General features: G+C 57.2%; 9 protein-coding genes. 4 read left to right on the plus strand and 5 right to left on the minus strand.

Translation table 11 applies throughout. From position 1 onward, the window contains the following. The first annotated feature begins 178 nt into the window (after nt 1-178). The 4 genes from ATC00_RS16070 to ATC00_RS31210 all read left to right on the plus strand — a co-directional run bounded on the left by ATC00_RS16070 (nt 179) and on the right by ATC00_RS31210 (nt 2,226). A complete protein-coding gene (locus ATC00_RS16070) occupies nt 179-781 on the plus strand; it encodes a cupin domain-containing protein (protein ID WP_064253567.1) in 603 nt (200 codons plus the stop codon). 118 nt (nt 782-899) lie between these two features. Beyond that, nucleotides 900-1,040 (plus strand): helix-turn-helix domain-containing protein, encoded by a 141-nt coding sequence (locus ATC00_RS32610; RefSeq protein WP_161951917.1) that lies wholly within the window; start codon nt 900-902, stop codon nt 1,038-1,040. 321 nt (nt 1,041-1,361) lie between these two features. Further along, complete coding sequence (locus ATC00_RS34065) at nt 1,362-1,967, plus strand: DDE-type integrase/transposase/recombinase (RefSeq protein ID WP_082912373.1); 606 nt, start codon at nt 1,362-1,364, stop codon at nt 1,965-1,967. Nucleotides 1,968-1,989: 22 nt separating this feature from the next. After that, nucleotides 1,990-2,226 carry an IS3 family transposase gene (locus ATC00_RS31210; protein ID WP_234782323.1) on the plus strand — a complete coding sequence of 79 codons (237 nt, stop codon included), beginning with the start codon at nt 1,990-1,992 and terminating at the stop codon, nt 2,224-2,226. Nucleotides 2,227-2,275: 49 nt separating this feature from the next. Here ATC00_RS31210 and ATC00_RS16085 read toward each other — a convergent pair whose 3' ends face one another. The 5 genes from ATC00_RS16085 to ATC00_RS16105 form a co-directional block, all read right to left on the minus strand. After that, nucleotides 2,276-2,773, minus strand: coding sequence for a Mov34/MPN/PAD-1 family protein (locus tag ATC00_RS16085; protein ID WP_327290351.1), 498 nt, complete (start codon nt 2,771-2,773; stop codon nt 2,276-2,278). Next, entirely contained in the window at nt 2,755-4,104 is a 1,350-nt protein-coding gene (locus ATC00_RS16090; RefSeq protein ID WP_234782325.1) for a ThiF family adenylyltransferase, read from the minus strand. Before ATC00_RS16090 ends, ATC00_RS16085 begins: the two co-directional genes overlap by 19 nt. Nucleotides 4,105-5,315: 1,211 nt before the next feature. Next, nucleotides 5,316-6,023, minus strand: coding sequence for a 4'-phosphopantetheinyl transferase family protein (locus ATC00_RS16095; RefSeq protein WP_064253553.1), 708 nt, complete (start codon nt 6,021-6,023; stop codon nt 5,316-5,318). A gap of 179 nt (nt 6,024-6,202) precedes the next feature. Continuing rightward, complete coding sequence (locus tag ATC00_RS16100) at nt 6,203-7,600, minus strand: MATE family efflux transporter (protein WP_064253554.1); 1,398 nt, start codon at nt 7,598-7,600, stop codon at nt 6,203-6,205. A 24-nt stretch (nt 7,601-7,624) separates the two neighbouring features. After that, nucleotides 7,625-14,083, minus strand: a complete 6,459-nt coding sequence (locus ATC00_RS16105) for a non-ribosomal peptide synthetase (RefSeq protein WP_064253569.1) — start codon at nt 14,081-14,083, stop codon at nt 7,625-7,627. Nucleotides 14,084-14,405 lie beyond the last annotated feature (322 nt).

Genomic DNA, 14,405 nt, shown 5'->3' on the forward strand with positions numbered 1-14,405 from the left:
AAGATATACTAGAAATAAGCGCTCGTCGGCACCACAGACCAATGATAAATATCAAGTTTAAACATAAAATGACTGGGTAACGGTCTCCGCTCTTCTTGCTGGCATTTGGTGAGCGGGTCCCGAACGGGTATCCGTAAGTTCGTGCTGAAGCGCATCAAACTACGGAAGGAGTTGTATGATGAAACAGAATCTAATTGCAGCATTAGCCTTGGGGTTGTTCCTCTCACCCTCCCTCGCAGGAGCACAACAACAAGCGCAAGAACCGAAATATGTCGTCAAGCCACTGGCTGAGAAAAAAGTGTCTGAATTGCCAGCGGGGGAGCTTTTCTGGCGCGTCGAAAATTTCGCCACCGGTGCTCAGGCGCAGGCCGCAATGGGACCAAACTCATTGGTTGCCGAGTCCCGGGGCAAGGTTTGGCTCTTCACTCTTGGGCCCGCTGGACAGGTATCAGCGGGGGGTACCAAGGTCGCCGAAATCGGGCCGATTCCGAAGGTAGAAGCATCGCAATACCTTCTCCGCATCAACGAGGCTGGCGGTCCTCCCGGCACCAAGACGCCGGTACACACGCATCCCGGCCCCGAAGCCTTTTATGTGCTAGCCGGAGAAACGAGCCAAAAGACACCTCATGGAGTGAACCGTGTCGGCGCAGGCCAGAGCATGGTGGGTCATGGCGACACCCCCATGGAGGTGTGGAGCAGCGGCTCAACGAAAACACAGTCGCTCGTGATGTTTGTGGTGGATGCCACAAAGCCGTTCTCATCACCGGCCAAGTTCGACTGAACCGAAACTTGAGTTTGCAACAGCTCGGACCGCCTCGGCTGACGGCAGTGGAGTGCACCCCCAGACTGAGACAAGGAAAATCACGGACAGTTTCCCCGCAAGGAGAGGAAACTGGGGCATGGCCGGACGGCAAAGAGTTATTGATGAGGACCAAAAACTGGAGCTTCTCCAGCGCGTGGAGGCGGGTGAAACCGTCAGCAAGTTGGCAGATGAGGTTGGCATCAGTCGCAATTTCTTTACGAGTGGCGTGATCAGCTGAGTTTTCATTATAATCTGAAGTCACGTCGGCGCGGGCGGCCGGCCAGATCGACAGCAGGAGTTGACGGGGACTTGCAGCTGCAGAGCAGCGTCGATCAGCGAGCGCCTCAGGAAAAGGCACTGACCAAGGCCAGGCGCCGGATCAGGGAATTGGAGCAGAAGGTCGGGCAACAGCAGCTCGATCTCGATTTTTTTCGCGAAGCCTTGCGGCACTTCGAGGAAGATCAGCGTCGGAGCAGCGCTCCTGGCGAAACGGGGTCTTCAAAGTCATCGATAAGATGATGACCGGCCTGTCGCAAAGCGAATTCAACATCGACCGAATGTGTTGGCTCGCGGGCGTCAGCCGCGCGAGTTATTACGGTCACTGGCTGGATTCGGCCCCTCGTCGGGCCGAAACAGGCTTGCGAGACCTCATTCAAAAGATGGCTCTCGGCACTACGGTTACCGCCGGATCGGAGCCCTGTTGCGTCGGGAGGGGTGGCAAGTCAACCACAAGTGCATTCTACGCATCATGCGTGAAGACAATCTGTTGTGCCTGCGCGCAAGACCCTTTGTTCCTACAACGATCAACTCGAGGCATGGTTGGCAAGTCGTGCCGAACCTCGCCAGGGGCATGATCCTCAATGGGATCAACCAGCTATGGGTTGCCGATATCACCTTCCTTCATCTCGCTGAGGAGTTTGCATTCCTTGCCGTCGTGCTTGACGCATTTAGCCGCCGGGTGGTCGGATGGGCATTGGATACGCATCTCAGAGCAAGTCTTGCGATCGAAGCTCTCGAGATGGCTATCACCGATCGCCAGCCCGTGCCCGGGAGCCTCGTGCATCATTCCGATAGCGGCGTTCAATACGCGTGCGGAGCCTACTCCGAACTTCTGCATCTTCACGGCATCCCAGGCGAGTATGAGCCGTGTCGGAAATCCTTATGACAACGCGAAAGCGGAGAGCTTCATGAAGACCCTGAAGCAGGAAGAGGTGCAAGGTCTCGCCTATAGGGATGCAGACGATGCCCGTCGGCGCATCGGCGCTTTCATCAATACCGTTTACAACGCGCAGCGCCTGCACTCGGCGCTCGACTACCTCACACCGGAGGAATACGAACAGAAGCATTCAGGTGGACGACGGATGGAAAAAGGCGGCATAGCTGAACACGGGGCGGTGTCCGCGATTTTCCTTGTCTCAATCTGAGGGTGCACTCCAATCGCACCGGGCGTAGTTGAAGCGGAAGCATTTGCGGTCAGCCATAGAATTGCACAACTGCCTCAGCCGCGATCAGCTGATCGTAAAAGATAAACGGTCTGCGCAGACGCGCCACCCACGCGTGCAGATTCCAGCTTTGCCGGTTGCCGCACATCAGTATCATGATTGGAGTGACGTTCCGCGCGGACGGCGTATTGACAATCTTTCTTAGACAGGCTCGGTCCTTGCAGCTCAGGCTACCGCAGGCTGCATTCGGATGCGTGTGCCAATCGCCCAGATAAGTATCCAACCTGGCTGACTGAAGATAATGGCGGCCAATTTCGCTCTGCTGCCACTCCTGGTCCGGAACGAAGCTGTAGCGCGCCCGGTGGGCGTGCGGGCCACCCGGAATACTGGCCGTGACGACAGCAACATTACTATCGGCCCAGTATCCCATGAAGGTTCCCCCAGTCTCGTCGTCATACCATTTATCGGCATCGAGGTGCATCTCGTGCACCACGGGCCTGGGTAGCCAGACTAGTGGTTGCATCCGCATTCCGGTGCACAGTGGAGTTCGTCTATCCTCCAACTCGGCGGCAGCCTTCTGGAGCCATCGTGCAGAGCGAGAGTGTGGATGACGGATTGCTCGAACTGCTCCGGTCGCGAAAGGACGTCCACCGCCAGTCGCAGCGACTCCAGTGATAATTCTTGCAGGTCGAAGGAGGCGCCCGTGAACGTCAACTCCGAGCAGCCTGGCGGCTGCCGCAGACCGGAGCTCTCGCCCGACCCAGGCGGCTTGTCGATCAGCCTTTTGTCGTAAGCGAACTCGCGGCAGGTCGGGCAGCCGGAAGTCGGATGATAATAGGCGACTATGCCGCCTTTCAGAGATGATGTGCCGAAGACGGAGATGAGCGGCTTCGCAGCTTTCTTGCAAAATTCGGCGAGCAGGCGCGAAATTCCCGAGGACGCGGTCGCATCGATTACAAGGTCGGCTTTCGCGATGATCGGAGGCAGCACGCTACTGTCGCCTTCCCCACCCGACGCACTCGGCATCCCGATGAAGTGCTGCACGCTTTCCACAGAGGTCCAGGGATACTCCGCCTCGACATGTTGTTTGATCGCAGCCGTTTTCCGCACGCCCCATGCTGTTGCGCCTAGCGGCCAGCGAATAGAGTTGCCCGGCTCGACGACGTCGTGGTCAACGACGACGAGTTGTCTGCAGCCGTTTCGGGCAAGTTCGATGGCAACAGGAGCGCCAATGGCGCCCATGCCGAAGACGGCCACTGTCTTGTTCCTCAAGATACCGACCGAGGGTACCCGGCTCCCGATGTCGCCTTCCCCGGCACGATGCGTCGGGATGATAACTAGCGAGGGTTTAGAGACCCTTTGGCCAGGCTTTGCCGGGCGGAACGACCTCGCAGGTCCAAAGAGCAGCGGAAAGAGGTATGTGTCTCCCTTAGCCCCGGCGCTCAATTCGGTCGATTGCACGGTTACCGAGAGCGAAATCGACGGCGAGGAGTTGTCGATGGGGCGCTGGTTGAAGTCGATTTTTTCCCGGAGGCTCTCATCGCCATCAAGCCATTTCTCGCGCGGCGGCGGTGCGAAGCGGTCGACGCGCCGCCAAGGAAACGTCGCGGCCTTGCTCCTGGCTTGCAATTCGCGGGGGAGGGGGAAGCTCCTTGTGGCGAGGACGGTTCCGTTATCGTCTTTGATTTCATCGACGGCGCCTCGGAAGGAAATTCCTTCTCCCACTTTTTCCATGAGGTAGGTGAGACGCAAGGATCCGCCTGCGGCATCTTCGAGGTCCCAGGCCGAGTCCACCAACACGTAGCTTCCATCGACAAAGCGCTTGAACTCGGGTGCGAGATAGTTCCACCACACCTCCATCGGCTCTCCCTGTGGATCCTCCGGCCCCCTTCCATTGAGAGCATTTTCAAGCTGTCTCTCCAGCAAAGTCGCCAAGGTCCATTCCGCCGACCAGAGGCCGGTGTCTCGTCCAAGCAGGCAGAGTGTCCCGTCGGCAGGCGAGCAATGCTTCTCGGGGAAGGTTGACGGATCGCCGCGCAGTACCACTTGCGGGCGGACAAACGGATAAGTGTCGGGGAATGCCGCCTGGAGCGGAAAGATGCGGCCGTCGGAGAGACGCCAGTCGAACTCGAGCCGAAGGCCTCCCTCTGCGAGCAACTCTTCGTCGATTAGGAGGGTGTCCCCGACAAAGGCGGCAAGGTCCTGCAATTCGAACTCGAATCTCCCCTTCCAGGCGGGTTCCCAACAGGGAACCATGCCGGGCTTAAGATCGCTGCATTTTATCATGACGTCAGCCTACGGGGCGATCTGGGGGCCTTGGGGGATCCTTGGGGCCGGGAGGAACGCCATCCGGACGCCCCGGCACCCCGGGCGGCGGCCCAGGAGGCGTGTGTCCCGGAATGCCTTGGCTTGGGGGTTTTGCCATGTAAATCTCCACAATTCGATTTTAATCAGAGAAGTCTTGGTGGCACTCACAGCGCCGTTCAAAAGCCATTTGCCAATGCCTGCTGGCCCGCGGACTTGGTTGGGAAGTATATGCGGGTAAATTGGTGAATTCCTGCGATCTGGATGTATGGCCGCCGAACATCTGCTTTGTGTCGCGGTATATGCAGGTTTCCTGCGGACCACGATCTCGCTCTGACAAGCGCCTGGCTAAATCCGATTATGAGTCACTCCGTTCCCACGGGCCGCCAAACCCCTTTCTGAGTAGAACCGGAATGCTGTCAAATCCTCCAGCTATGCCGATTTCGGTGGCGCACTTCGAGTTCTACAGTGCAGATGGGGGCACAATCCTCGGGAGACCGGTCCTGGTCGTCTGACCGTCATAGGTTCAATCTCCAGTCATCTGGCTCACGCGCAACGACACGTCACAGAGGAATGGTGACATGCGGAGAAGTCGGCTCTGATTTTTAACGGAATGCGTACGATATCTCGGTAGCCGTCACTGCTAGCTATTTTGAGTTCATCTACACGGCGCGGGTGTCGCAAACGGCACTTACGGTCCTTCCTCTTCTGAACTGGTCCGAAGGCTGTCGAAAGCTCCAGATTGCCTTGAGGGAGCCCCCTACAATCTACTTGATGCCTGGGCTCGACCCCGTCTGCGCGCCGGCAAGGGGAGAGTGGTTAGCCTTAGATGCCGCAAGGGACACTGCAGTCAGTATCAGTCCATCTGCAATAAGGAAGCGGCCGCGGAGCTCCGAAGGAAAATCGTTCGCCGGCACGATCGTGTGCGGAAGCTGAGCAACAAATGAGCGATCTTCCGGAAGGATAGTGACTACGGCATCCTCGAAGCTTAACCATTCACGTGTGAGCGGGAACCACGCCTTGAAGATGCTCTCCTTGGCACTGAAGAGCAGCCGTCCCCAATTACGGCCCTGAGGTGCGTTTGCGATCCAATTTCGCTCCTCGTCACCCGAAATGAGCGGCAACACGCCTGAGGGGAGCTCGTCGTCGACTTCGACATCGATCCCAAGCGCAACGCAGTCCTTCTGCAGGGTAACAGCCGCGGCATGGAATCCGGCGCAATGCGTTATGCTGCCCACGACGCCGCACGGCCAGAGCGGTTCTCGGTTAGGCCCAGTTGGGATCGCTGACGGCGGAAAGCCAAGCTTGGACAATGCCGCTCTGGCGCAGGCCCGCCCGATCGAAAATTCACGCCTTCTGCCTTCGAGTGCGGTGGCGATTGCAATTTCTTCTTCGGCCATCACTCCAATTCCGCTGCCTTCACTTGCCCGGCAGGTTTGCACGGCAACATTCGATGGCAGCAGCGTTCCTATCATCGAGATCTCCTCTCGCTTGAGCATGCATTTTTGCGGGGTACAAAATCGAGTGCGGTCGACGGCGCTTCCCCGCCAATGTCCTTTGACTCGGATCGAAAATCAGCAGCTGGGGGGAAGCATGGCCTCCTGCTTGCATCCGGCCGGTCAGCGACAATCCAGACAGAGTCGCCACGCTTGCATCAGCTCTCAGCCTCGCGGCTCGCTCGTCGGCTAAGCAGCATTCCTTTGAGATCGCCGAACTGCCTGAATATCACGAGCACGGCCAGCAACCCTGCCAGTAGCTCAGCAACTGCCTGGCTGATCAACAGGCCGTTAAAACCCCAAATGACGGGCAGCAGCAGTATGGCTGGTACGAAGAGATATCCTTGCCTCGCGAAGGAAACGACGGCACTCAGACGGGCTCTCCCGAACGACTGAAGCATGGTTATTGCAACGTACTGCACACCAAAAAGCCCGAAAAACAGATGGAACATAATGCATGCCGGGACAGCGATTTCCGTCACGGTCTCGCTATCGCTCAAAAGCTGGACGATTGGCCGCGCAAAAACCACGACCACAGCAGAAAAGCTGGCCGAGAACCCAACGGCTACGGAAAGCATGAACTTCGCCGCTCTCTGTACCCGAGCGAAGTCTTGTGCTCCCCAACTGAAACCGAGAACCGCCTGGGAGCCGATGCACAGGCCCATAATCGGGAGTGCACCGATCGTTATCAATCGTGCCGCTATACCTACAGCGGCAATGGAGTTATCGCCGAACGGCGCAGCAGCCCTGTTCAAGAGCACGAATGAAGCAGCAGACAAGATCCCGGTGAAGGTTGCGGGAGCGCCAATGGCGGCCATCTGCTTTACGCGGTCGCCCCTCCAAGTTGCGAAGGAAGGTCGGACACGGACAATTCCACGTTGCTTCACGAAATAGAGGACGTAGAGGCTGGTGGCGGAGATCTGAGACAGCAGTGTTGCGAGCGCGGCTCCGCGAACACCGAGATCCAGCGAAAAAATCAGAATGGGATCGAGCAGGGCATTCAGCGTGAAAGATGTAATCATGGTCCACATGCTGAAGCGTGTATTACCCTCAGCTCTCACGATAAACCCGTTGACCATGTTCAACAGCATGAGAGTGTACCCAAACAGGAGCAACCATGCGTAATCGAGTGCAGCTGGCATTATTGTCGGACTGGCACCCAGCACAGCGAGAACGTCGCGCAAATTGAGGAGCAGAGCGACGGTCAATCCGACTCCGATCGGAACCGCGAGGGCGAGTGCCGAGCTCGCCCCTCGACTGGCCTCCAGCGAATTGCCAGCCCCGAGATTGCGCGACACGAAGGATGCTGTGCCGACGCCGATTCCCTGCCCGACCGCGGTGAGCAGGACCACGATGGGCAAAGTTATGCTGACGGCAGCGATAGCCTGCGCACCGAGTGTCCCGACAAAGATCGCATTCACGAACTGCTGAAGTGCATTGAACGACAACCCAATAATCGAGGGAATGGCGAGCCGTATGATGAGGCGGGAGACCTTGCCATCCAACAAACTGATATGCTCTGCCGGTGAGGCCATGCGCTCTACTTTGCCCTTCATCAGTGGCTCCGAGGACCCCATCCGTTACCGGCCGATTGCAGCAGGATCTGCAAGCGCGTCCACCATCTGCAGGAGCTCCTCCCGCAAGATTGCGCAGACCTTGCGGGTCGTTTCGTAGCCAACCTGTCGTGGATCGTATCTCACTTCGATTCGTAGTTCGCCCGATTGGTACCCGACGCGAAACCAGAAGAGGTAGTTCAGAACGGACTGATCCATGTCGTCACCGATCCACAATGGATGTGGATCTCTGGACAGCAGACGGCGCGGATAATGATGTTGAAGCCTCGCCCGATAGTTCACTCCAATGCGAGGTAACGGGAGACGATCGATCCGCTCCCGGACAGCGGGGTTCCGATTTAAAAACTTCAAAGCCCGGAAACCTATGCCCTGGCGTGGCAACGAGCTGCGCTGCTGATAAATCGAACGGGCTCGGTTCGGACGAGACTCTGTACCATCAAGGCATAACGGGAGCGGCACCAGTTCACCGATATAGCCGATGATTTGAGACGGATCGATGTCGTCAAACAGCCGTCCCCTGGTCGAAGTGAGACTGTCAATCCAGAGTGAGTAATTGCCGAAAGCGCGGCCAAATGTCCCCGAAATAGCAGCAAGCAATAGATCGAAATCTTCGCAATCGGCAGACGTCGCCGCAACCATGAGAAGCTTCCTTGTTGCCTCCTCACTGATCCTTAGGTGGAATGTCGCCTGGTCTTTCCAGAGCGGCCTGCAGAATTCTTCATCGATATGTTCCTCAGTCCCTACATAGTGGAGCCACCTTGCAGTTTCGGCTGAAAATCCCGCCGCGCCAGCGCCAGCGTCGCTCACACGCATGTCAAACTGGTCATACCGCAAGCTCTCCCAATATTCGAGCTCTGTTGCCGCTTCGCCATTTGCGTAGTTATCCAATCGCTCCAGCCATCGAGACAGGGTCGACGTCTCGGGATCCGCAGCGCTTTGGCCTGAAGCAAACGAATTGTAAGCTGCCTCGAGGGCATTCAGGAACAGCCGGTATCCAACCCCGTCTGCTACGAAATGGTGTAGCAGGACAAGCAAATAGTAATCGTCGCACTCTGATGTCCGGAAGGCTGAGACTCTGATAAGCGGTGTTTCACCGTCAAATCGAAATGTGCGCTGACGCTCCGCGCAGGCGTGCTCGATGACCGTGAGTTGTTTTGCTGCGGCCATGCCGGCGAGGTCTATTTCTTCGACAAGGGGATCTGGTAGCGAACCGATTGCCTGAGACAGGCCCCTCGCCGTTTGGTCAATTCGGAGCTTCAGTCCTTCCTCCCGGCCGAGGACATGCGCAAGCGCTTGTTCAAGAATGGAGAGGTTCAAGTGGCCGGCGGGCATGAAGAACAGATCGCCAATGTTGTAGTGCTCGCCAATGCCAACGATACTATTCCAATGGGAGACTGCAGGGGTCACTGGCAGCGGCCCATCGGAAGTCGTCAAGGCATAGCTCGCCGCCGACGTTTGGTTCTTTGCCAGTTCTCGGATCGTTGGTGTCCGATGCAGTTGGCTGACCGTCAGGCTCAGTCCCGCTTTGCGCGCCAGTGTAACGCACCGCACGCTCAGTAGCGAATTTCCGCCGATATCAAAGAAGCTATCATCGATACCGACAGATTTTGTGCCCAACAGCTCTTGCCAAATATCGGCGAGCAGTCGCTCTCTCTTCGTCTGCGGCTTAGCGGATTTGGCCCTTCGCATGATGCTCGATGACACGGACGCCAGACGGGCACGGTCTATCTTCCCGCTCGCCGTAACCGGAATACGGCGCACGACCCGAACATCCGACGGGATCATGTAAGATGGCAGTTTTTGCCGCAGATGGTCTACAATGTCCCTTGAGGCCAGGCCGGCACGAGCCGGGACGACAAGGGCGAGCAGTCGCCGATCATCATCCTGGCCCCTTACAAATGCCGCGGCCTTCGCAACGCCAGGATGCGATGCAAGCGCCGTTTCGATGTCCTCCAGTTCAATTCGAAACCCCCGAAGCTGGATTTGGTTGTCCGCACGACCGCAAATCTCCAGAAGGCCTTCCACCGAGATGCGAGCGATATCACCACTGCGGTAGAGGAGGCTGTATTGACCTTCATCGTACGGATTTGGAACGAAAGAGTGAGTTGTCCGCTCTAGATCCTTCCAATAACCCGTGCTCAGGCAGAGCCCTGCCACACAGAGCTCGCCCGCAACGCCCACGGGCACCCGCTTCAACTGTGCGTCAAGAACGTAGATTTTTACATTGTCGATCGGGCGCCCGACCGGCACGGCGGAAGAGCCATCGTCGCCGTTCGATGTTCGGTATACCGCTGAATTAGACGCGCACTCCGTCGTTCCATAAAAGTTCCATAGGGGTACGTCCGGAAAGCACTCTCGCCAACGGTCGGGAAGTGATGGCGGCATCGGTTCAGCGCTGCTTGTAACCAGGCGCAAGTTGGTCTTTTTCGGGTCTCGCTGTTGAGAGGCGATCAAACCGGTGAGAATGGGAGGAGAGGCAAACAAACGCGTCACGTGATGCTTTGCCAATGCCTGCAACAAGAGGTCGGGGTCGAGCAACTGCTCATGCGTCAGGATCAGCGTGGGTACGCCCTTCAGGAGCCCTCCGAAATACTCCCATGCCGCAGCAACAAGGGCTGCTGACTTCTGTACCACCATCACGTCGAAGCCATCGAAGGGAAAGCATCGCCACATCCAGTTCAGTCGGTTGAGTATGGCGGATTCCGGTATGAGAACGCCCTTCGCCTTACCGGTCGAGGAAGAGGTATATATTAGACTGGCTGTGCTCTCATCGGGCAATTCGATAGTTCTGTGCGAAACCTGGCCAGCGTTGTATCTGGCCTGCAGGGTGGTCAGGCTGACGCTCGGCAGAGCGAAATCGACCTCTTCGTCGCTGCCGGTGTGCACAAGGAGGTTCGCGCCGCTATCCTCCAGGATTTGGCCGACCCGCTCCTTCGGGTAATCTGGCGATATCGGCACAACAACTGCCTCCAGGTCCCGAATTGCCAAAGTTGTGGCCGCTACATCCGGGGACCTGTCGACCAGCATGGCAACGATGTCTCCCGGCCCCACCCCGCAAGCTCGCAGAACGGCCTTGATCGCAGCCATCCGTTCGCGCAGTTGGCCAAACGTGATTGCTCCGAATTCGCCGAAGTAGGCCACCCGATCGATATTCGAAGCGCTCACCTGATCGAACGCTTCCACCAGCAGAGGTTCGTTCTCGTATAGCCGCTCCTCGCCCTTGAGCGAATTTAGACTGGCGACTTCCGACGGGCTGAGGCCCTCCAGGGCGAGGATCGGCTCGCCCGATCTCTGCACACAGGTAGCAATGAGATGATGAAGATTATCGGCCATGCGAGCGATCTCATCGCCTGAAAAAATGTCTTCCGCGTAGGCCAGTTGCAGTGCAATTGCATTGCCTTCATCTTGCGCGTAAAGCGTGAGGTCGAATTTCACATAACCGGTGTCGTACTCGCGAAATGACACTTGGAGATCGCGTTTGCCAGTTGGCTCCGCGGGCTCAGAGTACATGTTGAACATGACTTGGAAGATGGGCGATCGACCAGGCTCGCGGTGGAGTCGGGCATCCCGGACCATCCAGCTGAACGGATACGCCGAATTCGCGATGGCGTCCCCTATGAGGTCCTGTACGTGAGTTACGTGGCCAACGAAGGACCTGTTGACGTCGATCGTTGTGCGGATCGGCAGCATGTTGAGGAAGAAACCCACGATCTCCTCAGTGCCTGGCTCGCTGCGCACCACGTGCGGTATGCCAACGATAATATCGTCTTGGCCGCTATACATCCGCAATAGCAGCTTGAAGCATGCCAGAAGGACCGTGGAAGTCGTGCACCTGTGCCGGCGTGCAAAATCTCGCAACTGACCAGATAGCTCACCGCCAAGGAGAACCGCATGCGAATTCCCGCGGTAGGAGGTCACTTGCGGCCGCAGTCGAGGATTTCCAAGCGAAAGTACCGGAGGATTGTCGCCTATCTGCTGACGCCAATAGCGCCGCTGATCCTTCAGCGACTTCGGTGTGACATGTGCACTTTCCCACAGCGCATAGCTAGAGAGTGATGTGCGATCCGCCGGAGAAAATGCAGCCGCATGCGAGTATCTCGTTTGCAAGTCCCTGAGCAGGACAGAGATCGACCATGCATCTATGATGATTTCGTGCGCGGTGATCAATATGAGATGGTCGTCCGCGCCGAGACGAATTATGCGCGCACGAAACAGATTGCCCTGACTGAGATCAAAGGGCTTGTTGAGCTCCGTTCGCCGCAACTCCACCACAAGTGCCTCGGCCTCGTGGTTGGATAGGAGGGTGGCGTCCACCAACTCTAGATCGGAGTTCTTGGGATCATCGAAAATTTGAACCGCGCCGTCTTCGTCGATGAAACGTGCCGAAAGGGCGTCATGCGCCTGAACCACATCTTTCCAGGCCTTATTGAAAGCGGCCGGATCGATGTCACCTCGGATACGCACACCACCCTGGATAATGTAGTTTTTCGCAGTCGGGTCGAGCTGCCAGAGGAACCAAAGGTGTTCCTGTACTCGAGTGAGGGGTGATCGTCTGAGCTTGCCGCAGGTGGGGAGCCCGAACTTTGTCGTCTCGGACTGGCTTGATATCGACGCCGCAAGCGACCTGATCGTCCCATTCAGAACAAGCCTGAAGTCCACCTTAGTCCCGAGCTGCCTGTGGATTTGAGCCAATATAAGCATCGCGCGGATCGAGTCTCCGCCAAGGTCCATAAATTGGTCGCCCACGCCGATACTTTCGATCCGAAGAATGCTGGACCAAATATCTCGTAGTCTGCTTTCGAGCTCGGTCGTTGGTTCCTCGAAGGGCTCCAGCAACTCCGGGCGAAGCGTCGTCGGATCAGGCAGTGACGCGAAGTCGACCTTCCCGTTCGGGGTGGTCGGTAGCCGGTCGACACGTATGATTCGTTCCGGCAGCATGTAGGCGGGCAACCTTTCGGCAACAAAGCTGCGGAGTTCACTCTCCGATAGCCCGGCAGGAGCCGACACATACGCCACTATCCGTCTGGGCCCGATTGCTCCGTCCGTATTTGCTATGTCCCTGGCCGTGAGCTTCACGTTCTCGTGGAGGGGTGCAACAGCCACGGCCGCACTTATCAAAGGATGGGCGCACAGGCGAGACTCGATCTCTCCGAGTTCGATTCGATGTCCGCGGATCTTGATCTGCCGATCTCGTCTACCAAGACACTCCAAGAGGCCGTCTGCCCTGATCCGTCCGAGATCGCCGGTCTTGTAGAGCTGCCGATATGATGGGTGGTCCGAGAACGGATTTGACAGAAAAGCATTCTCGGTACGCTCGCCATCGTTGATGTAACCGTCAGCGACACCGACACCGCTCACACAGATTTCGCCAATCTCTCCCGCCTCGCACAGACGTGTGCCGCTGGCGACATAAACCTTGAGATTGGCAATCGGCTTACCAATGGGAACATAGGTCTCAGCCGTAATGGGCGGGAGAGACATCAGATGATGCGTGACCCCATCCGCGCATTCTGTCGGGCCGTAGTGATTGAGGATCGGGACATGAGGATAGAGTGTCAGCCAGCTGCGCACCAAGGCAGGCGTCAGCGGCTCGCCGACGGTGGAGATCATGCGTAAGGCGCCGAGAAGCCGCTCCTGCGCCGACAGTGTCTGCAGATATTCAACGAACACTGAGAGCAACGATGGAACGAATTGGACGACAGTGACGTGATTTGTTTCAAGGGCCTCAAGAAGGGCCATCGGAGATCTCACTGTCGCATCATCGATGATCGTGACGCAACTGCCGACACACAGCCCTGCCAAAAGCTGCCACAGCGAGATGTCAAAGCTATGCGAGGCAGTTTGTGCGACACAGTCCTTCTGACCTAGCTGGAGTGCATCAATCTTCGCCATCAAGTGGTTGTTGAGGCCCGCCCGCTTGACCATCACTCCCTTTGGTCTTCCCGTCGAACCGGAGGTGAACAGGAGGTAGGCGAGACGGCCCTCTACCGAAGCTCGCATTGCAGGAGAGGTACAGACATCGAGTAGCGCCGCCTGCACCGTCAAGAATTGCAGGTCGCCGGTGCCGTCTTCCTGGAATCGAGCAAGCGCTTCGGGTCTTTCTGACCCGATAATCAGATTGCATCCACTCTGCTCAATCATGCAGGAAATGCGCGATGCCGGTAAGGATGGATCGAGCGGCAAATAAGTTGAGCCGCTTTTCAAAATTGCGATTACCGTGGCCGCCCAATTAAGGTCTCTTGCGCCGTAATAGCCCACGATCGTACCCTCTGGACCGCGCGCCCGCAGGGTGCTCGCAATTCTATCCGACAGCAGTTGCAGCCCACCATATGTGAGCTCTTCCGCACCATGCTTGATCGCTACCTTGTCCCGGAACAATGCTGCGATTTCATCGATAGCCGCGACTACATCGATGAGTTGATTTCCCATAAATTCGGACTTCACAGTCCGGCCTTCGTTGAGCATAAGGTTCCTCGCCCGGCGAGGCAGCCAGTGGGTCATAGTTGGTCGTTCCTGCCCCGTCGCGATCGACAATCAGCAAAAGTCATGCCAGCGACGCAGAGAAGCGCCTATGCGAAATGTCCCTGTTAGTTCAATGCTTTAAGCGAGTGTGTTAGGAATTTTGTCGAACAGCAGCGTGTCGCGGAACTGACAAACACGACAATAGGGGCCACCTCTGGCTCCTTGGAAACAGCGGGCAGGGACATTAGCTAGTGCCCGTCCATAAACGGTAAACTGCTGAAATTATTGGGTGAATCGCGATATCTGCGCGGGCAAAGCCCGGCGG

The organism is Sinorhizobium americanum (assembly GCF_001651855.1).
GTDB classification, from domain to species: domain Bacteria; phylum Pseudomonadota; class Alphaproteobacteria; order Rhizobiales; family Rhizobiaceae; genus Sinorhizobium; species Sinorhizobium americanum.

Bases quoted from the DNA above. Each gene is read 5' to 3' on its own strand.
- ATC00_RS16090 (WP_234782325.1), bottom strand. From the start codon at position 4,104: ATGGAGGTGTGGTGGAACTATCTCGCACCCGAGTTCAAGCGCTTTGTC.
- ATC00_RS32610 (WP_161951917.1), top strand. From the start codon at position 900: ATGGCCGGACGGCAAAGAGTTATTGATGAGGACCAAAAACTGGAGCTT.
- ATC00_RS16070 (WP_064253567.1), top strand. From the start codon at position 179: ATGAAACAGAATCTAATTGCAGCATTAGCCTTGGGGTTGTTCCTCTCA.
- ATC00_RS16085 (WP_327290351.1), bottom strand. From the start codon at position 2,773: ATGCGGATGCAACCACTAGTCTGGCTACCCAGGCCCGTGGTGCACGAG.
- ATC00_RS16100 (WP_064253554.1), bottom strand. From the start codon at position 7,600: ATGAAGGGCAAAGTAGAGCGCATGGCCTCACCGGCAGAGCATATCAGT.
- ATC00_RS16095 (WP_064253553.1), bottom strand. From the start codon at position 6,023: ATGATAGGAACGCTGCTGCCATCGAATGTTGCCGTGCAAACCTGCCGG.
- ATC00_RS31210 (WP_234782323.1), top strand. From the start codon at position 1,990: ATGAAGACCCTGAAGCAGGAAGAGGTGCAAGGTCTCGCCTATAGGGAT.
- ATC00_RS16105 (WP_064253569.1), bottom strand. From the start codon at position 14,083: ATGCTCAACGAAGGCCGGACTGTGAAGTCCGAATTTATGGGAAATCAA.